40 protein-coding genes are annotated in these 17,168 nt (G+C 32.1%); 38 read left to right on the top strand and 2 right to left on the bottom strand.

Going from position 1 to position 17,168, the window contains the following annotated elements:
* Positions 1–26: 26 nt before the first annotated feature.
* Positions 27–404: a helix-turn-helix domain-containing protein gene (locus tag B3603_RS21035; protein WP_291568633.1), complete on the bottom strand. Its 378-nt coding sequence runs from the start codon at positions 402–404 to the stop codon at positions 27–29.
* A 203-nt stretch (positions 405–607) separates the two neighbouring features.
* Between B3603_RS21035 and B3603_RS21030 the strand changes: the two genes are divergently transcribed.
* From B3603_RS21030 to B3603_RS21010, 5 genes are all read left to right on the top strand, one after another.
* Positions 608–817, top strand: a complete 210-nt coding sequence (locus tag B3603_RS21030; protein ID WP_291568631.1) for a helix-turn-helix transcriptional regulator — start codon at positions 608–610, stop codon at positions 815–817.
* Positions 810–938, top strand: coding sequence for a hypothetical protein (locus B3603_RS21025; protein WP_291568629.1), 129 nt, complete (start codon positions 810–812; stop codon positions 936–938). Before B3603_RS21030 ends, B3603_RS21025 begins: the two co-directional genes overlap by 8 nt.
* 37 nt (positions 939–975) lie before the next feature.
* On the top strand, positions 976–1,110 hold the full coding sequence (locus B3603_RS21020) for a hypothetical protein (RefSeq protein ID WP_291568628.1): 135 nt from the start codon (positions 976–978) through the stop codon (positions 1,108–1,110).
* A gap of 192 nt (positions 1,111–1,302) precedes the next feature.
* On the top strand, positions 1,303–1,446 hold the full coding sequence (locus B3603_RS21015) for a hypothetical protein (protein WP_291568626.1): 144 nt from the start codon (positions 1,303–1,305) through the stop codon (positions 1,444–1,446).
* 21 nt (positions 1,447–1,467) lie between these two features.
* The gene (locus tag B3603_RS21010; RefSeq protein WP_291568624.1) at positions 1,468–2,085 is read left to right on the top strand and encodes a hypothetical protein; all 618 of its coding nucleotides are present in this window, start codon (positions 1,468–1,470) and stop codon (positions 2,083–2,085) included.
* Here B3603_RS21010 and B3603_RS21005 read toward each other — a convergent pair.
* Positions 2,054–2,263, bottom strand: coding sequence for a double zinc ribbon domain-containing protein (locus tag B3603_RS21005; RefSeq protein ID WP_291568621.1), 210 nt, complete (start codon positions 2,261–2,263; stop codon positions 2,054–2,056). The two genes, B3603_RS21010 and B3603_RS21005, sit on opposite strands and share 32 nt — an antisense overlap.
* Before the next feature lie 66 nt (positions 2,264–2,329).
* Here B3603_RS21005 and B3603_RS21000 point away from each other — a divergent pair, with 66 nt between their 5' ends.
* From B3603_RS21000 to B3603_RS20840, 33 genes are all read left to right on the top strand, one after another.
* Positions 2,330–3,070: a phage antirepressor KilAC domain-containing protein gene (locus tag B3603_RS21000; protein ID WP_291568619.1), complete on the top strand. Its 741-nt coding sequence runs from the start codon at positions 2,330–2,332 to the stop codon at positions 3,068–3,070.
* Between the two features lie 2 nt (positions 3,071–3,072).
* Positions 3,073–3,447: a hypothetical protein gene (locus tag B3603_RS20995; RefSeq protein ID WP_291568617.1), complete on the top strand. Its 375-nt coding sequence runs from the start codon at positions 3,073–3,075 to the stop codon at positions 3,445–3,447.
* 1 nt (position 3,448) lies between these two features.
* Positions 3,449–3,733 (top strand): hypothetical protein, encoded by a 285-nt coding sequence (locus B3603_RS20990; RefSeq protein WP_291568616.1) that lies wholly within the window; start codon positions 3,449–3,451, stop codon positions 3,731–3,733.
* A 61-nt stretch (positions 3,734–3,794) separates the two neighbouring features.
* Entirely contained in the window at positions 3,795–4,631 is an 837-nt protein-coding gene (locus B3603_RS20985) for a RecT family recombinase (protein WP_291568614.1), read from the top strand.
* On the top strand, positions 4,618–5,409 hold the full coding sequence (locus B3603_RS20980) for a PD-(D/E)XK nuclease-like domain-containing protein (protein ID WP_291568612.1): 792 nt from the start codon (positions 4,618–4,620) through the stop codon (positions 5,407–5,409). The genes B3603_RS20985 and B3603_RS20980 overlap by 14 nt, the downstream gene beginning before the upstream one ends.
* Positions 5,410–5,419: 10 nt before the next feature.
* Entirely contained in the window at positions 5,420–5,551 is a 132-nt protein-coding gene (locus B3603_RS20975; protein WP_291568610.1) for a hypothetical protein, read from the top strand.
* Entirely contained in the window at positions 5,530–5,703 is a 174-nt protein-coding gene (locus tag B3603_RS20970) for a hypothetical protein (RefSeq protein ID WP_291568608.1), read from the top strand. Before B3603_RS20975 ends, B3603_RS20970 begins: the two co-directional genes overlap by 22 nt.
* A gap of 9 nt (positions 5,704–5,712) precedes the next feature.
* Positions 5,713–6,552: a DnaD domain-containing protein gene (locus tag B3603_RS20965; protein ID WP_291568606.1), complete on the top strand. Its 840-nt coding sequence runs from the start codon at positions 5,713–5,715 to the stop codon at positions 6,550–6,552.
* The gene (locus tag B3603_RS20960) at positions 6,446–7,225 is read left to right on the top strand and encodes an ATP-binding protein (protein WP_291568604.1); all 780 of its coding nucleotides are present in this window, start codon (positions 6,446–6,448) and stop codon (positions 7,223–7,225) included. Before B3603_RS20965 ends, B3603_RS20960 begins: the two co-directional genes overlap by 107 nt.
* Positions 7,226–7,238: 13 nt before the next feature.
* Positions 7,239–7,439 carry a hypothetical protein gene (locus B3603_RS20955; RefSeq protein WP_291568602.1) on the top strand — a complete coding sequence of 67 codons (201 nt, stop codon included), beginning with the start codon at positions 7,239–7,241 and terminating at the stop codon, positions 7,437–7,439.
* A 2-nt stretch (positions 7,440–7,441) separates the two neighbouring features.
* Entirely contained in the window at positions 7,442–7,750 is a 309-nt protein-coding gene (locus tag B3603_RS20950) for a hypothetical protein (protein WP_291568600.1), read from the top strand.
* Positions 7,751–7,759: 9 nt separating this feature from the next.
* Entirely contained in the window at positions 7,760–7,975 is a 216-nt protein-coding gene (locus tag B3603_RS20945; RefSeq protein WP_291568598.1) for a hypothetical protein, read from the top strand.
* Positions 7,976–8,025: 50 nt separating this feature from the next.
* Positions 8,026–8,322, top strand: coding sequence for a hypothetical protein (locus B3603_RS20940; RefSeq protein ID WP_291568596.1), 297 nt, complete (start codon positions 8,026–8,028; stop codon positions 8,320–8,322).
* A gap of 68 nt (positions 8,323–8,390) precedes the next feature.
* Positions 8,391–9,164, top strand: coding sequence for a DNA-methyltransferase (locus B3603_RS20935; protein WP_291568594.1), 774 nt, complete (start codon positions 8,391–8,393; stop codon positions 9,162–9,164).
* A gap of 33 nt (positions 9,165–9,197) precedes the next feature.
* The gene (locus B3603_RS20930; RefSeq protein WP_291568592.1) at positions 9,198–9,353 is read left to right on the top strand and encodes a hypothetical protein; all 156 of its coding nucleotides are present in this window, start codon (positions 9,198–9,200) and stop codon (positions 9,351–9,353) included.
* Complete coding sequence (locus B3603_RS20925) at positions 9,340–9,534, top strand: hypothetical protein (RefSeq protein WP_291568590.1); 195 nt, start codon at positions 9,340–9,342, stop codon at positions 9,532–9,534. Before B3603_RS20930 ends, B3603_RS20925 begins: the two co-directional genes overlap by 14 nt.
* Before the next feature lie 37 nt (positions 9,535–9,571).
* On the top strand, positions 9,572–9,919 hold the full coding sequence (locus B3603_RS20920; protein WP_291568588.1) for a DUF5406 family protein: 348 nt from the start codon (positions 9,572–9,574) through the stop codon (positions 9,917–9,919).
* Position 9,920: 1 nt separating this feature from the next.
* Positions 9,921–10,091 carry a hypothetical protein gene (locus B3603_RS20915; RefSeq protein ID WP_291568586.1) on the top strand — a complete coding sequence of 57 codons (171 nt, stop codon included), beginning with the start codon at positions 9,921–9,923 and terminating at the stop codon, positions 10,089–10,091.
* Positions 10,092–10,101: 10 nt separating this feature from the next.
* Positions 10,102–10,443: a dUTPase gene (locus B3603_RS20910; protein ID WP_291568584.1), complete on the top strand. Its 342-nt coding sequence runs from the start codon at positions 10,102–10,104 to the stop codon at positions 10,441–10,443.
* Between the two features lie 161 nt (positions 10,444–10,604).
* Positions 10,605–11,054 (top strand): hypothetical protein, encoded by a 450-nt coding sequence (locus B3603_RS20905; protein WP_291568582.1) that lies wholly within the window; start codon positions 10,605–10,607, stop codon positions 11,052–11,054.
* Between the two features lie 14 nt (positions 11,055–11,068).
* The gene (locus B3603_RS20900) at positions 11,069–11,482 is read left to right on the top strand and encodes a RusA family crossover junction endodeoxyribonuclease (RefSeq protein WP_291568581.1); all 414 of its coding nucleotides are present in this window, start codon (positions 11,069–11,071) and stop codon (positions 11,480–11,482) included.
* A 130-nt stretch (positions 11,483–11,612) separates the two neighbouring features.
* Positions 11,613–11,828: a hypothetical protein gene (locus B3603_RS20895; protein WP_291568579.1), complete on the top strand. Its 216-nt coding sequence runs from the start codon at positions 11,613–11,615 to the stop codon at positions 11,826–11,828.
* The gene (locus B3603_RS20890; protein ID WP_291568577.1) at positions 11,825–12,088 is read left to right on the top strand and encodes a hypothetical protein; all 264 of its coding nucleotides are present in this window, start codon (positions 11,825–11,827) and stop codon (positions 12,086–12,088) included. The genes B3603_RS20895 and B3603_RS20890 overlap by 4 nt, the downstream gene beginning before the upstream one ends.
* Positions 12,088–12,432 carry a hypothetical protein gene (locus B3603_RS20885; protein ID WP_291568644.1) on the top strand — a complete coding sequence of 115 codons (345 nt, stop codon included), beginning with the start codon at positions 12,088–12,090 and terminating at the stop codon, positions 12,430–12,432. The genes B3603_RS20890 and B3603_RS20885 overlap by 1 nt, the downstream gene beginning before the upstream one ends.
* A gap of 11 nt (positions 12,433–12,443) precedes the next feature.
* Positions 12,444–12,611 (top strand): hypothetical protein, encoded by a 168-nt coding sequence (locus tag B3603_RS20880; RefSeq protein WP_291568576.1) that lies wholly within the window; start codon positions 12,444–12,446, stop codon positions 12,609–12,611.
* Entirely contained in the window at positions 12,592–13,107 is a 516-nt protein-coding gene (locus B3603_RS20875) for a hypothetical protein (protein ID WP_291568573.1), read from the top strand. The genes B3603_RS20880 and B3603_RS20875 overlap by 20 nt, the downstream gene beginning before the upstream one ends.
* 183 nt (positions 13,108–13,290) lie before the next feature.
* Positions 13,291–13,530: a hypothetical protein gene (locus tag B3603_RS20870; protein WP_291568572.1), complete on the top strand. Its 240-nt coding sequence runs from the start codon at positions 13,291–13,293 to the stop codon at positions 13,528–13,530.
* Between the two features lie 129 nt (positions 13,531–13,659).
* Positions 13,660–13,860 (top strand): hypothetical protein, encoded by a 201-nt coding sequence (locus B3603_RS20865; protein ID WP_291568570.1) that lies wholly within the window; start codon positions 13,660–13,662, stop codon positions 13,858–13,860.
* Between the two features lie 5 nt (positions 13,861–13,865).
* Complete coding sequence (locus B3603_RS20860; RefSeq protein WP_291568568.1) at positions 13,866–14,399, top strand: hypothetical protein; 534 nt, start codon at positions 13,866–13,868, stop codon at positions 14,397–14,399.
* Positions 14,400–14,418: 19 nt separating this feature from the next.
* Entirely contained in the window at positions 14,419–14,718 is a 300-nt protein-coding gene (locus tag B3603_RS20855; RefSeq protein ID WP_291568566.1) for a hypothetical protein, read from the top strand.
* Between the two features lie 60 nt (positions 14,719–14,778).
* Complete coding sequence (locus B3603_RS20850; protein ID WP_291568563.1) at positions 14,779–15,096, top strand: HNH endonuclease; 318 nt, start codon at positions 14,779–14,781, stop codon at positions 15,094–15,096.
* Between the two features lie 111 nt (positions 15,097–15,207).
* Entirely contained in the window at positions 15,208–15,546 is a 339-nt protein-coding gene (locus B3603_RS20845; protein ID WP_291568561.1) for a P27 family phage terminase small subunit, read from the top strand.
* Positions 15,533–17,164 (top strand): terminase large subunit domain-containing protein, encoded by a 1,632-nt coding sequence (locus B3603_RS20840; RefSeq protein ID WP_291568559.1) that lies wholly within the window; start codon positions 15,533–15,535, stop codon positions 17,162–17,164. The genes B3603_RS20845 and B3603_RS20840 overlap by 14 nt, the downstream gene beginning before the upstream one ends.
* Positions 17,165–17,168: the final 4 nt, after the last annotated feature.

The raw sequence follows: 17,168 nt of genomic DNA, 5'->3' as shown, positions 1-17,168 counted from the left end.
ATCTTTACTCAAAATATCACCTCATATTATCTTAGTTTTCGTTCTACTTCTAACAGAACAGCTTTTTTAACTATCTCCCAAACTTCTGGACTAAGATCAGTATTTTCTATTAGTCCTTTTTCAATCATTCGGTCGAGAACTAAATCTACACTGTTCGGAGCTTCATATTCCTCCACGCCATCCATCCAGTAACTTAAAGACTTTCCACTATGCTCCACAAGTTTAATTAATAATTTCTTTGAAGGTTCTCTTTCGCCACGCTCTAAATCACCTATGTTACCCTTACTAACCTCTAATTCTTCCGCTAACTTTACTTGCCCAACTTTTTGGCCTCGCTTTATTTCTAATTCTTTTCTGTATTTTTTTAATCTTTTAGCAAATAATTCATTCTTAACATTATTCATATTCAACACCTCCTTACTATAGTATAATATATTTTCTCACATTTCAAGAGAAAAATTATGACAATAAATTCTCACATAACGAGAGAAACGGATAAATATTAAGAATATTGAAGTAATTAAGAGCTATTTCATTCATTTAAGCTAAAATTAACCTTTACTTTTCACACGAAACGAGAGAGAATGTAATCAAAGGAGGCGAGAGAGTGAAGACAAGCTTAAGAAAACTTAGATATGATAAAGGGCTACAAAGAAAGTTCGTTGCTGAAAAGATTGGCATTTGCGGGAAACACCTAAATGACATTGAAGTAGGGAAGGTGAACTTAACTGATAATATAGCTTCTAAACTTTCGAATTTATATAATGTCAAACTCGAAGAGATTAGGTCCATGTATGAGGAGGGCAAAAATGAATAATTTAGAGATTTTAAAAAAACAAGAAGAACTTCTTAAAGAAGTTGATTTTTTAGCAAACTTTTTCACTCAAAATGAGAGAAAAATCAAATCACAATTACAAAAAAATAAAACGAATATTTAAAGCTGATTAAACATAAAAAATAGAGAGGTGATTAAAATTGGGCAAAGTTATTATAGTAGAACCAAATATCACCCGAGAGGAGAGCGAGGAGAACTTAAAGCAGATTATTGCTGTGTTAGAAAGTATTGCACAAGAGATTTTCATAGAAAAGCATAAGATAAGAGAGGCTTAATAAGCCTTTTAAATAAAAAGTTTTTCTAAAAAAATGAAAACACTTTCTAAAATATTTATACGCAAACAAATTTAGAATATTACTTTTTATTAAAAATAATTTATTGGACAAGCCCCCGAAAAAACCACACTCTCGGGCAAAGGGCATAAAGAGATGTATTGGAACGGTAATAAATTTAAAGGAGTTGATAAGTTGGACAAACATGAAGATTTAGAAAGACTAGAAATGTTAAAAGAGCGACACGAGAGAAACGAAGCAACATTAAGAATTATATTAGTTACATTAATTATTTCTCTTATATCGTTAGCAATAAGCTTTATAACATTTTTTAGATAGCAAATTTAAGGAGGAATTATTATGAATAAAAAATTAAAAGAAGTACAAGGAATATCAAAAGAAAAATTAGAGTGGATGGAGGAAGTCGGGATAAAAGAATTCGATAAACCTATGAAATATTACAGAGGGATGTCTTGGCTTTATTCAGAAGAACACATAAAAAATACTCCCCTTGAAGAACTTAAAAGAAAATATGATAAAAGACTAATAAATTTAGGGGAGCCAATTTTTGATGATAATGATATTAAATTAAAAACTATAAATCAAATGAGAAGTAATTATAACCTTGCACCAATAGATGGAGGAGATGCAATTCTTACTCATTCAGTTAAAAATAAATTACTGAAAGAACATTTAGAAGAGATGGCAACATGGCTAGAAGAAGAAAAAATAGATAGAAACTCAAACTTAGGAAAAGAATTATTGAAACAAACAAGAGAATTGATAATGCAACATTATGAAATAAGAAAGTTAAAAGAAAAGGAAACTGCTCCCGAAGTATCAGTTCAAGAGCAGTATGTAGGAAAGTGTAATCATTGTAATAAAAATAATAAAGTTACCTTACCGAATAGACTGAAACCTCAATTTTGTATGAACTGTGGACATGCTATTGTTTATCAAAAAAACCTTGCTCTTTGAAAGTAGATTCGGAACCACAATAAGGGCAAAACTTTGCATCGCTAGGAATTGAAACGATATCTCCGTTGTTTAAATCACAACGTTCATTAGTACAAATATTTATTAAATAGATTCCACATTCTTGACAAAATTCAGCGTCTTCAACATGATTTTCAAAATCACAATTTGGACATTTCATAAAAACAACACCCCCTTTCAAGAAGATTTTACCATGAAGGGGAAATAAAACAAAGGAGAGGATAGATTGTCAGATTTACAAATTTTCAATAATCCAGAGTTTGGAGATATAAGAGTTTTAGAAAAATATGGACAACCTTGGTTTGTAGCAAAAGACATAGGAGAAAGATTAGGATATTCCGAGACATCAGTAATGTTAAGAAGATTAGATGAAGATGAAATGTTAAAAATTGAACCGACCGAAATAGTCGGTGCAAATAGTATGGCTAGAGAAATGACCATAATAAACGAAAGTGGTTTATACAACGCAGTTTTAGGAAGTAAACTACCACAAGCTAAAAAATTTAAAAAGTGGGTAACATCCGAAGTATTACCATCAATCCGTAAACACGGAATGTATGCCAAAGATGAACTATTGGACAACCCCGACTTACTTATAGAAGTTGCAAGCAGGCTAAAGCAAGAAAGACAGGCACGAATTGAAGCAGAGAAGAAGGTAAAAGCTCTTAAACCTAAAGCTGACTTCTATGATGATGTAGCAGGTTCTAAAGATGCAATAGAAATGGCAGATGTAGCCAAAGTGTTAGGTATAAAAGGATTAGGTAGAAATAAGTTATTTGACCTATTAAGACAAAGAAAAATACTACAACCTAATAACATCCCATATCAACAATTTGTGGATAGAGAGTATTTTAGAGTTGTAGAACAAAAGTACACCACCAATAAGGGAGAAACAAAAATTAATATCAAAACTCTAGTATTTCAAAAGGGTGTTGATTATATAAGAAAGTTAGCTAAGGAGGCGTAATTATGAAAACTTATAAAACATGGGAAGTAATTAAGGTGTTAACAGAAAACCCTAATAGGGTGTTTATTGATGAAACCAAAAGAACATTAAAAATAACATATGGAGATATAACGCTATATAGTTGTGACGGAAGAAACATTGGAACGCATTGGCTAAAAACAGATTGCAAATGGAGGATGAAAGAAACAGAAGTATCGTTCTTAGAAGCTATAAAAGCGTACAACAAAGGTAAGGATATTTACTGCGAAACAAAATTACACAGAATAAAGTATAGAGCTGGTGATTTGGGAGAAGGGGGCAAAGTATTAGATGAATATGGAAGGGCGGTATCTATTAGAGAGATTTTAGAAGGCAAATGGTATATAGAGGAGGATTAATATGTTAAAAGGTTTATTAGCAGATTTAAACCTAGACAACACAGAGTTTAATGTAGTAATGCAAATGACAACAAAAGATATAAAGCTCAATCGAATTAACTTTGGCAAAAGGACAAGCCTACAGGATGTGCTTAGGATAGCAGAAAGGAGGCGCGGTTGCATAGATGGCACAACGATATATGACAGTGTAACAGGAGAAACTATTGGAGACATAACAGAGCTTACTACAGAGGAATTAAAATGTATTTTAGGCATAAAAAAAGCCCTTTGCAGAGGGCAAAAATAAAAAATCGTTAAGTACAGTATAAAAGAAAATAGATAAAAAATCAAATGGAGGATTAAAAATAATGGCAAATGATACAGATTTAGTTTTAAAGACAACTAATAATTATGTAGATACATTACTTAAAAGAGAGTCTAAAGCATTACCCGCAGGGTTTGACGCTCTTAGATTTAAACAAAACGCTATGACAGTGTTAAAAGACACTGTTGGATTAGATAAGCTAAAAGGCAATGAATATACCCTTGCTAGAACGATAATGAAGGGCGCTTATCTAGGATTAGATTTCTTTACTAAAGAGTGTTACTGCATTGTATATGGGAATAAAGCTGAATTTCAAACAGATTATAAAGGCGAAAAGAAATTAGCTAAAAAATACAGTGTAAATCCAATTAAGGATATATATGCAAAGCTTGTTAGAGAAGGGGACAAGTTCACAGAAAAGATTGTGAACGGACTACAGAGTCTAGACTTTGAACCTATCCCATTTAATAACGGAGATATAATTGGAGCATTTGCGGTAGCGTTATTCAAAGACGGTAGTATGATGTACGAAACAATGTCAAAAGAAGAAATTGAGGGAGTTAGAAACAACTATTCGAAAGCTAAGAATAGTACAGCATGGTCTAAAAGCACAGGAGAAATGTATAAAAAGACAGTTTTAAGAAGGCTTTGTAAGAACATAGAACTAGACTTTGAAACAATAGAGCAAAAGAAAACATTTGATGAAGCAAGTGGAATGGAATTTTCTAATAACAAAGAAGAACAAATAAAAGAAGTATCCCAATTCGAGGTAACGGACGTTGAATATAAAGAAGTTGGACCAGAAGAACAAAGCGAAGCTCAACAAGATTTATTCGAAGGCAGCCCATTTGATGGAGGGGAAACTAATGGAACTAAATAAAGATAATTACTTTAGTTTAGAAGCTGATAGAGAATACTTTTCAGTATCACAATTTAAATCTTTTAGAGAATGTGAAGCCAAGACCATAGCTAAGCTTAACGGAGAATGGACAGACGGAGAGAATGAAGCTTTTCTACTAGGAAGTTATGTCCATGCCTGGAACGAAGGTACTTTAGAAGAGTTTAAGGAAGAGCATCCGGAAATGTATTCTAGTAGAGGAGTTACAAAAGGACAGTTAAAATCTAATTTTCTAATAGGCAATAAAATGATAGAAACTTTATCTAATGATCCTACAGTAGAGAGAGTTAGAGAAGGGCAAAAGGAAATTATAATGACTGCTGAACTCTTTGACGCTAAGTGGAAAATCATGATTGATATTTATAATCCTAAAAATAAAGTATTTGTAGATTTAAAGACAACTAAATCCATACATCAAAAGTATTGGAATGAATACGAAGGAGTTAAGCAAAACTTTATAGAGTACTATGATTATCTATTACAAATGGCAGTATATGCAGAGGTAGAAAGACTTAATAGAGGTGGTAGGAGTTACTTTCAACCACACATAATTGCAGTATCCAAAGAACCAGTACCGGACAAGGAAATAATATTCATGGGTACTGAATTTATACAGGACAAGCTATTAGAAGTTGAAACACTACTACCGCATNNAATAAAAGTTAAAAACGGTGAAATAAAACCTACTAGGTGTGAAAAATGTGATTATTGCAGAGCTACTAAAAAGATAGATAAGATATTACATTATTTAGAGCTATAGGAGGTTAACTATGTTAGATGTAGATTTAGCTTATCAAAGATACTTAACTCAAATGGAGCAAGAGGAAACAGAGGAACAATATATCATGGATTACAACGAGTTTTATGATAAATATTTAGATTGGAACGAGGGGTTAAGATGAATATTAAAAAATTAAAAGAACTTATTAAAAACTTCAATGACGAAGACAATGTAAAAATAGAAATAAAGAAAACTTTGTTTGACTGCTCTGCACATGATGATGAATTTGAAAGGTTAACAGGAACACCGACCTTAGTTATATCGTTAGATTAGGAGGAAAGCATGGCAGAAGGAAAAGAAAAAGGGTGGATAAGTCTATATAGAGCAATGGAAGATGGTTGGCTGTGGCAAGATAAGCCTTTTGCTAGAGGACAAGCTTGGATTGATCTTCTCCTTCAAGCCAACCACAAAGATAAAAAAACATTTTCTAAGGGCGAATTAGTTGACGTTAGAAGAGGTAGTTTCTTAACATCAGACCAATCGCTAGCAGATAGATGGGGATGGAGTAGAAAGAAGGCAAGGACATTTTTAGAAACATTAGCTACTGAAAAAATGATAGAGCTAAAAAGGTCTACAAAGGGTACAATCTTAACCATTGTAAATTGGGGCTTATATCAAAGTATAGGTACAACAGAAGAACAACAGAAGAACAACGGAGGATACAACAGGGGAACAACGGAGGAACAACAGAAGAACACTAACAATAATGATAATAATATAAATAATGATAATAACTATATTAATAATAAAGAAGAAATAAACCCATTAAAGGTATATCAAAATAATATATTTCCTATGCCAGGAGTAATAGAAATAGAAGGCATTAGAGAATGGTCAAATACACTAGGAAATGAATTAGTTGTACAAGCAATAGAGATAGCAGCAGAGAACAACGTAAGGAATTGGAAGTATATAGAACGTATACTCATGGATTGGGATAGCAACGGTATTAAAACTTTAGATCAAGCAAAAGCATATTCAGAGAATAGAAAGCAGAAGGGAGGACAAAAGGACCGTGACAGAAATAGAAAAGATAATTCAGAGGATAAAGGCAAGTACACAGGATTTAAACCACCAGCACCAAAAGTCACAGGAGAAGTCGACGACACAGGGCTTATATAAATGCACGATATGCAAAGACACTGGATATCTAATAACGCAAGAGAAAGATAGCCAACCTGTTATGAGAAGGTGCAAATGCCAAGAAATAGACATAGCTAAAAGACAGTGGAAGAATGCAGGTATTAATCCAGAAAAGAGCAAACAAACTTTTGGGAATTTCGAAACATGGAATGATAGCTCGAAAGTAGCTAGAGAAACAGCAATAACTTATTATAAAAACTTTGGTGACATAAGGGATAGCCGAAGAAACTCCATAATGCTATGTGGACAAGTTGGGAGCGGCAAAACACATCTTAGTATAGCTTTAGCTTTAAACTTCATTCAAAAGGGCATTAGGGTGGTTTATATGCCATACAGGGATGTAATAACAGAATTAAAACAAAATATGTTAGATGAAGAGTTTTATAAAAAACAATTAAGCAAATATCAAGAAGCAGAAATCATGCTGATAGATGATCTATTCAAAGGCAAAATAAACGAGTCAGACATAAACATAATGTTTGAGATTATCAACTATAGGTATTTAAATTACTTGCCTATTATAGTCAGTACAGAGTTCACGTTAGACAGGATGTTGAACTTTGATGAAGCAGTAGGCAGCAGGATATACGAAATGTGTAAGGATTATACAGTGCAAATAGAAGGTAAAGAAAATAATTATAGATTGAAATAAGGAGAGATAGAAAATGAAAAAAGTAAAGATATTCTATAGAAGCGGACAAATAGTAAGTAAAAATTTTAAGGAATTTGATTTTGTACAAAATAAATATTTTGACTATGAGGGAAATACAAAAATTAGACTGGACATTAATTATACACCTTTAGACGGAGAAAAAGTGCATATAAATCCTTCAGGAATTGATTTTATAGAGGTTAAGGGGGTATAGGAATGATTACAGAGGTTTGTTTAATATTTTTATCGCTATCAGTTGTTATCGGAACATTAGCTATAGATGTGAAGCTTAAATATTTAGAACGTAGGATTAATTGTTTAGAGGATAACGTATTGGATAATATGGGACAAATCAAAGAGGATATAGAGAATTTAAAATTACAGGAGTTGAATACTCGAGACATAATCATGGAGGAATTAAACAGCAATAAAGAGCAGGCAACTAAAGAGATTAACGATTTGTACAGTAAAATCGTATTTACACCTATGACGTTTCAATATCAAGAGAAGAAGGGGAAGCAATGAGGTGATTAAATGTTTGAAGGTAGAGTTAATTTAATTAAAAGAAATAAGCTAATGCACTGTGGAGTTAAAGTATGGGATGGTACAGAATATGTGTTAACAAGTGTTTGCAATGGTTGGTGGAAACATGATGATAAAACAAGCGAAGGTAATGCTTCAGAAGTAACTTGTAAGAGGTGTAAAAAAATATTAGAAAAAGCAGATTCTGACGGAAGGGTGAAATTATAACTTGGTTCGTAAAATGATTATTTTATGAAATATAGGAAGGGGATATAAAGATGTGTAAAAGTTGTGATAATTGTTATTGGGCAGATAAAACGGGAGGGTGTTTCTTCCATACAGATAAACCGCCTGCATGTAATGATCACAATTATATTTGTTGCGAATGTGAAGGAGAAAAAGCTGAATACAAATATAACGGTAAACACTATTGTACAGAGTGTATTCTTAAGGAATTTGAAGTCGAAGAATATAGCGTAACGTATTATTACAAAGACGGTGAACAATTAGGAAGTGATGATGATACGGAAGAGGTTATAAGCAACTTAAATAGTGGTATTGAAATATTAGAGTAGTTTAGGAATCTAATTATCTATATATAACAATAAATAGATAATTTAAGAACTATGTAAGAGGTGATGGTATGAAGTTAAATATTGTACAAAATATTGACTGTTTAGAAGGCATAAAGAACGTAAAAAACAAAAGTATAGACTTAATATTTTGTGATTTACCTTTCGGAGAAACGCAAAACTCATGGGATAAAATAATAGCTTTTGATAAATTATGGGGTGCTATAAATAGGGTAAAAAAAGATAATGCTGCAGTATGTTTGTTTGCTAAAGGTAAATTTGTAGGGCAACTAATGTGCAGTAATCTTGATAGCTATAGATATAAGGTAGTATGCAGGAAAAGGCAGCCCAAAGGACATTTAAATGCTAAAAAGATGCCAATGAAAGCACATGAAGATGTATTGGTGTTTTATGATGAATTACCTATATATAACCCGCAGAAAACTACAGGACATAAACCAGTGCATAGCTATACAAAACATCAAACTGATGGAAGTAATTACGGAGCTACTAAGATTGGTATTAGTGGCGGAGGAAGTACAGAACGCTATCCAGTTGATGTATTAGAATTTGCATGGGACACACATCCTATTCACCCAACTCAAAAGCCTATAGCTTTATGTGAATGGTTTATTAAAACATACACAAACGAGGGAATGACAATATTAGATTTAACTACAGGTTATGGAAGTATACCATTAGCTGCAGTAAAACTAAATAGAAATTTTATAGCTTTTGACAATGGTATATGTGAAAAGAAAGGTAAACATTGTGGTAGGCATTGGGCAGATTTAGCAAATGAAAGAATTGAAGAATTTAAAGCAAATACTGCAGAAGTAATATGACGTAATTCAAATAAATTACGAAGGAGTGATTTTATGACAAATGAGCAATTAGAAGTTTGTTACGAAGTAAATGATTGCAGTATTTGCCCTTATGGAAAAGCAGATACAGATTATCAAGGCAATTTTAAGAATACGTATAGTTGCGGCATCAAGTTAAAAGAAGAGGGGGATAAACATGAAAAAGCCTAAAAAGTTAGTAATCCCTTACAAAGTAGGGGACAAGCTAAAAATCGAACTAGATGATAATAGAGGGATTAAGAGAGGAAGGGTAATAGATAGAACAAGTCACAATATATTAGTTAAATTTAAAAACTATAAAGAGAGCTTTAATATAGCACAACTTTTGAATACGAAGGTGGTAAGGGTATGAGGGAGATTAAATTCAGACTTGTTGGAGGAGAATTAATATGAAAAGTTATGATAATACTGATAATTTTAGAAATAGAGAACATGTAATTAGAATTACGTTTCAATCAGAAGAATATAAGGGACATATAGCATATAAAGTTCAAGGTAACTGTCAAGGCATAAATGTAATGGATTTTGATGTTGATTACATTGACGAAGATGATATATCAAGATTTATAGAAAATGATTGCAATTTTAGACTTAATGATGATTGCGAAACTTTTTCAATGACATTAACTGATTTAGAAGGAAATGAGTGCTTGTTTGAATATGAAGAATCAAACGATATAGGAAATAAAATTGTAGCAATAGAAATTGTAGATTGCAAAATAAAAAAGGTGAATTAATATGAACAATAAAGAACTAAGAAGGAATGTAATTACTTTAGCATCTAAGTTAGCACAGCAGGAACAAGAGAGAACAGGGAAAAACTACAGTAAGTGTATTGGACAAGCACTGGACGAAGCTTGCACAAGGTTAAGTATAAGTAAAAAGATGTTTATTAAGATGTTTATATAGGAGTGGAGCAATGTTTAAAGAGTGGTTTAAAAAACAGGGTAAGGTAGATGATTATATCCTTGCTAAATACAATGAGAAGCATAAAACTAATTACGGACACGCGGAGTTTCTTACAGAAAGGATTCTAGCCTTAGCGACTGAGTTAGGGGAATTTGCGAATGAAACAAGGTGCTTTAAGTACTGGAGTGACCGTAGACAGGGGGATTTTGATAAAATATGCAAAGAATTTGCTGATATATTAGCATTTGTGCCATCCATAGCAAAAGCGTGTGGTATAGATGGCAAGACCGCAGAATTATATTATTTAGAAAAATGTGATGTAAATATAGAAAGACAAGAAAAAGGATATTAAATATCTAAGGGATTAGGATTAATCCATGAACTTTTATAAAGTAAGTGTACTAGTTAAATATTAATCTAGTACACAGTTAAAAAGAAGTCGAAAAACACTATATATAAATTAAACGGTAGGTAGGTTTTGCACTATAGCCTATCTACCAAAGGAGGGTTAGTGTGGATAAATATAAGAAGTTAAAAGAGAAATTAAATAAAGATTATAAAGAAATAGCTGTTCATATAGTCAAAGATTATGCTAAATACGGGAGTTATGGCAAATTAGTAAGTGTCTATGGGACTAGTAGAGAAAATCTTTCTAGGCTAGTTAGAACTCATATAAGTTATATAGAAAGGCACTATCCAGAATTATATAAGCGCTTCAATGAACAGTACAATGAAACTAGCAAAGCTCGTTATATGGAAATGCAACAAAGAAGTTCAGAAGCTAGAGAGAAAAAGAGTAAAGATTGTTTACTGCACTTTAGTAATAGGAACTTTAAGGAATTGCCTAAAACGATTGAATATAGAAGTTTCTTAGATTGGTGTTGCCAATACGACACTAAAGACCTAAGAGGAATAGAATTAGTTAGCATGGCAGAAAGAAACGGAATAACGATTATAGGTTAGAAAGAAGGGTTGAAATGATAGCAATAGTAATACCAGGAGAGCCAAAAGGAAAAGGTCGACCAAGACTAGGCAAAAGCTTTACCTATACACCTAAAGACACTGTTAATTATGAAAATTTAGTTAAAGTATGTTATATGGATCAAGCTAAAAATTTAAAGCTAGATGGAGAGTTGAAAGCAACTATAATAGCTTACTATAGTATTCCTAAGAGTACCAGTAAAAAGAAAAGACTAGAAATGGTTGAAGAAAGGCTAAGGCCAATAAAGAAGCCGGACCTTGATAATGTTGCAAAGATAGTTTTAGATAGTTTGAATAAAGTGGCGTTTGATGATGATAGTCAGATAGTCAAACTAGAAGTTGAAAAATTTTATAGCGAAAATCCTCGTGTGGAATTACAGTTGGAGAGTGTTAGCCATGAATACATGTAGAATATGCGGTAGCGGTAACACAGAACTACATCATACAGTATTCAAAAGCCAAGCTTCATACATGGCTAACATTAAAATAAACTTCATGTATTTATGTCCTAACCACCACAGAGGAAATTACAGTCCGCATATGAATAGAGAGTTAGATTTAACATTTAAAAAAGAACTGCAAAGTAAACTAGAAAACCTATTCGATAGAGAGTATTACAATGTAACAGATATACACCAGTTACTGGGTATAAGCAGACAACAGGCTATGAAGATAGTTAAAACACTAATAATCTATAAAGAAGGTTATTATGCCAAGGATATAATTTCTAGAATGATGGGGGGAAGGTTGTATTGAAAAATAAAACTTTAAGGAGTCTAAATAGAGTATTTGATACAGAGGTTACTCATAAAGATATAAAAATATTAAGTGAAAAGACAGGGTCGTATTCGGCTGAGTTATGGACTAATACTTTTGAAACTTTCTTATGTGGCATCAAATTTAGAGATGATGATGAGTGGAGAAAGGTGTTTAATTACTGCACAGGGATAATTAATAGGTATTTTGGAAAGATGTATGCTGCTAATTTGACAAAAACTTTTGAGGACGTGATGTGATGACACCAGGAGAAATCATAGAAAAAATTAATATAGCAATACTGGCCCTGCAAAACGGAAACATACAACTTAAAACTCTAGCAATAGAGAAGGCAAAAACTAAGAAAGAATATTATATAGAACTTAATAAGAAGATATTAGAGTTAAAGGCGGACAAGTATCCTGCAACATTAATACAGGACTTAGCCAGAGGAGATAGTAAGGTTGCGGAATTACGATTAAATAAAGATATAGCAGAAAGTTCTTACTATGTGGCTATAGATGCACTTAACAATCTTAGGTTGGAAATAGAAACATTAAGGAGTATGCTTACATGGCTTCGGACAGAATTAAAGAATTCTTAGGAGGTACAATTATGCAAGTAGTACAAGCTATACCATATAAAACCTATAAAGCAACAGATAGATTAAAAGAAAGAACAGCAATACTAGAAGAATTTAGAGGTAAGAAAGTTGCAATACAGGATATAGGAAATGCAATTATGGTTACAAAGGGGGAATTGAATGGACAAGAGTTTGTTTAGATCAACAGAGAGAAAACTTTATAATTTTTATAGCAAAGATAAGAAAATAAATAGTCTTAAGAACAAAATAGAAATACTAGAAAAACAAATAAGGGATATAGAAAATGATTTAAGGACCTGTAATGTCAACATAGAAGAAGAAAGCAGGAGCATAAGCTATGAGGAACGTGTACAAAGTTCTGGGGATGGATGTTCTTATGCTGAGAGAGCTATTATTAGGGCTACAGAAAAACAACTACAGGATATAGAAAAAAAGAAATATGAGATAGAAATAACCAAGGGGTTAATTAGGGATATAGAATTAGATAACAGCATCATTGAGTATAATATAAAGTTCTTAAATGATGAATCTAAAATTCTATTAAAATTGAAATACAAAGATAAGAAAAAAGAATGGCAGATAGGTCAGAAACTTAACTCTTCTCAATCTAGGGTTAATAAAATGAAAAATGATTTAATAAAAGACATATCTAATTGGGATAGTTGGTTAAGCTAAAAGTAGGAATAAAATAGGAATAAAAAAGGAATAAATACACAAGAAATATGCTTTATAATAGTATTATAGAAAGTTTTAATTTTAGGCAGTAATGTTATGTTGGATATTCCTAATTGATGAGCTCAAAGAATTATTCTATAATGAACTTAATAGAATTAGGATTAGAGAAGAAGGGAGCTAGCAATGGAAGTTGAAGTTAAAACATTAGGTGGAGAAGAAGGTGTAAACTTAATTAAAAAGTATCCAGATATATCACATTCGACAGTTTGTAAGTTACTGTTAATAGGTTGTTCGGTTGAAGAAATAGAAAGCTTATATAATACAATTGGAGATGAAATAAACAAAAGAGAATTTATAGATTTTATAAGTACAAATAAAAATTACAGTGAAGAAATGAAGCAAATTTGGGATGAAACAAAGTAAAAAATGTGTGATATGGAATTAATAGAAAAAGGCAGTAACACAACAGGGATTACAAGTGGTTACAGCTGTTAAGTAGCATCTAGGAAACTAGGTGCTATTTTTATATAAAAAATTAAGTGAGGTGATAGTGTGAAAAAGATTGTACTTTATACAAGATGGAACAAACACAACTTAGAATGTGCGTGTTCCTTTTTTAATCCTTTATGTAGTGAATGGGGAAAGTGTGAAGAGTTAGAGGTAGCACTTGATCCTTATCAAGATTTAGAAGAGTGTATGAGGCAGAGAAGATATAAAAGGAACAATGGTAGATTAAAACAGATGGGAGGTTAATATGTATGGAAGATAATATAAGAATGATAATAGACACAATGGAGAAGTTAGGGCATAAAGAAGAGCTACTAAAAAAATTAAAAGAAATGCATAGAGAAGAACAAAACAAGGTAAATGAAAGGCAATATAAAGTGGACCAACTAAAAGATGTAATAGAGAGTATGGAAGAAAGTAATGCAAAAGAAATATTAAAAAGAACAGGAGCAATCATAAGAGATTCTATAATAACAAATGAAATGGCTGATAAGTTAACAAAGGCGTTAGGAGATAAAGAAGATGATAGAGCTTATATATATCTATTGCTAAAGAAAAGAATAAAGGAACTAGATAAAGAACAACCAACAGATGATATACAAAGAGACATAATAGAAAAAGAGAAAGAAAGAGCTAAAAGAATAAAATACTACTTGGATATAGATAAAGTAAAAGATAATGCAGATGTTGAAAGAATAAAGATATTAAATCAATATAGGCCGACAAGAGAACAATTAAAGGAAGCAGTAAAGATAATGACAATTAATTGCTTAGAGCATATATAAAGGCATAAGGAGGTTGAATATGAGTAAATGTACAGCAACTATATCAATGGGAAAGATTTCAGAGCGCATAATGGCAAGGATAAAACCGACACGTATAGGCACGTTATATGATGGCGATGGGGTTGTACTGCAAGATCTTCGCTATACATTAGAAGGTAAAGACGGAGAGAAAAGTATAACTATAAATACTAATAAAAGGTTAGAGATAGATGAGGTTATGACAGCGTTGGAACAATTAACAAGCTTATATGGGGTTGCTTGCTTTGAAAGAGGCATAACTAGATTAGAAAATGGAACATTTATAATTACTAACAGATAAAGTATCTATAGAGAATATAAAAGGAGAGTGAGTAAGGTATACCCTATATACCGATATACAATGAGGAAAGAAATAATAGATGCACTCAAAAGAGGAGATACAAAACAATTTTATAGAAGTAAAGAATGGAGAAACAAACGTAAAGATATAATCAAAAGAGATAACAATGAATGTCAAGAGTGTAAGAAGAACGGTAGACTTAGTAAAGCTGAATGTGTACACCATATAGAACATTTAAAAGATAGAATAGACTTAGCATTAACAGATAGTAATCTAATGTGCGTATGTTACAACTGTCATGAGACTGTCTTTCATCCAGAGAAGATGGAAGAGTATAAGAAGACAGAACGCTTCACCAATGAGGAGAGGTGGGAATAAAAAATAGTCCCCCCTCTTTTTATTTTTTGAATTTTTTAAGGGATATTGTAACCGTGTATAGCCCATGATTTCGGAAAGTTTTTTAAAAATCACGTGTGAGGGGGTGAGAGTATGAGTAAAACCAAAAAAGAGATAGATATTAAAAAACAAATTGAAAGTGATTTGATGGAGCAATTAAAAGAAAAAAACGCTACCCACGCACATTATAAGGAATTAGTACAAGATTATATTGATTTTTGGGAGATAGAAAATAAATTAAAAGAAGATATAGCAGAGAGAGGCGTTTCTATTTACTGGTGTAATGGCGGAGGGCAGGAAGGATACAAGAAAAATGACTCTGTATCAGAACTGGTTAAGGTGTCTAAACAGATGTTGACAATTCTTAGTGATTTAGGGTTGAAAGGTGCTGAATATAAACCTATAAAGAATGAGGAAGATGAAGAGTTATAATTACCATCCATATATAGATGATTGGGTAAATTTAGTTGAAACAGGACAAGTCCAATCGTGTAAAGAACAAAAGGCGCTAATAAAGTTCACTAAGAAGGTACTTAATAGTAAAGATGTAGTAATAGAGGGAAGTATTATTGATGAAGCGGTAGACGTCATTGAGAAATACTTCCCTTTTAAGCTTATACATTTTCAAAAGTTCTTCATTGCTATGGTTGTTGGTGTATATTATACAGATGGTAGCCTAGTATTTGATGAATTTTTCGCTTTAATGGGGCGTGGTAGTGGTAAAAATGGGCTTATAACTGCATTGGTCTTTTATTTCTTATCAGATAAGCACGGAATAAAAGATTATAACGTCGATATAATCGCCACATCTGAAGACCAAGCTAAAACTAGTTTTGATGAATTATATAACATAATAGAAGACACGGATAAGTTACAAAAATTATTTAAGAAAACAAAAGAAGAAATAATATATAAAAAGACAAGATCAAAACTGAAGTTCCGTACTAGTAACGCTAAAACTAAAGATGGTGGGCGTCCTGGATGCGTTATATTTGATGAAGTTCATCAATATGAAAATTATGATAATATCAACGTTCATATAGGTGGATTAGGTAAAGTAGATAGACCTCGGACTTTCTATATAACTACTGATGGGGAAGTTAGAGAAAGTGTATTAGACGACCTTAAGGAAAAATCAGATAGGATATTAAAGGGTGAAGACGAGCATAATGGTTTCTTTCCATTTATATTTAAGATGGACGACATTAAAGAAGTAGATAAGAAGGAACTTTGGGAGAAATCCATACCACGCATTAATCATTCTAAGGTACTTAAAGATAGAGTTAACAAAGAATACACCAATATGCTAACTAATGTGGACTTAAAACAGGCTTTTTTAACTAAACGTATGAACATACCAAATATAGTAGAAGGTAGAGCAGTAGCTACATGGAAGGATATAAAAGCTACTAATCAACCTATACCAGATTTAACAGGATATTCTTGTATTGGTTCAGTGGATTATGCAGATTTAAGAGACTTCTGTTCAGTAGGTTTGTTATTTAAGCACGGTGGCAAAAGATATTTTATACAACATACCTTTGTGCATGAAAAAAGCATACAACTAACTAAATACAACATTAATATAGAAGAAGCTGAGGAATTGGGTTTACTAACCATTGTAAGAGGTACTCCACAAATACCAGCTAGAACTGTAGTTGAATGGTTTATAGAACAGGCTGAGAAATATAACATAATTAAAGTAGTGGCTGATAGATATAGGTATTCTGCATTGAAAGAGGAGTTTGACAAAGAAGGGTTAATACTTGGGGCAATTCCTAATGGGTTTATATCTCACAATAAGCTACATCCATTAATAACGCAAATATTCCTTGAACACACAATAGCATTTGGTGACGATAAGCTTATGCGTTGGTATGTTAACAATGTATTTGTACACACAGATAAGAAGGGAAATAAATCTTTCTTAAAAATAGATCCAATCAAGCGCAAAACAGATGGCTTTTTTGCACTATTGCACGCTATGAACGCTGACGAGGAACTAATCGAGGATAGTAGCACTATTATGTTAGATGTTTATACTTACTAGAAAA

It is taken from the genome of Clostridium sp. UBA2485 (genome assembly GCF_002341865.1).
GTDB lineage: Bacteria > Bacillota > Clostridia > Clostridiales > Clostridiaceae > Clostridium_J.
This window is presented reverse-complemented; position numbering and strand designations above follow the sequence as displayed.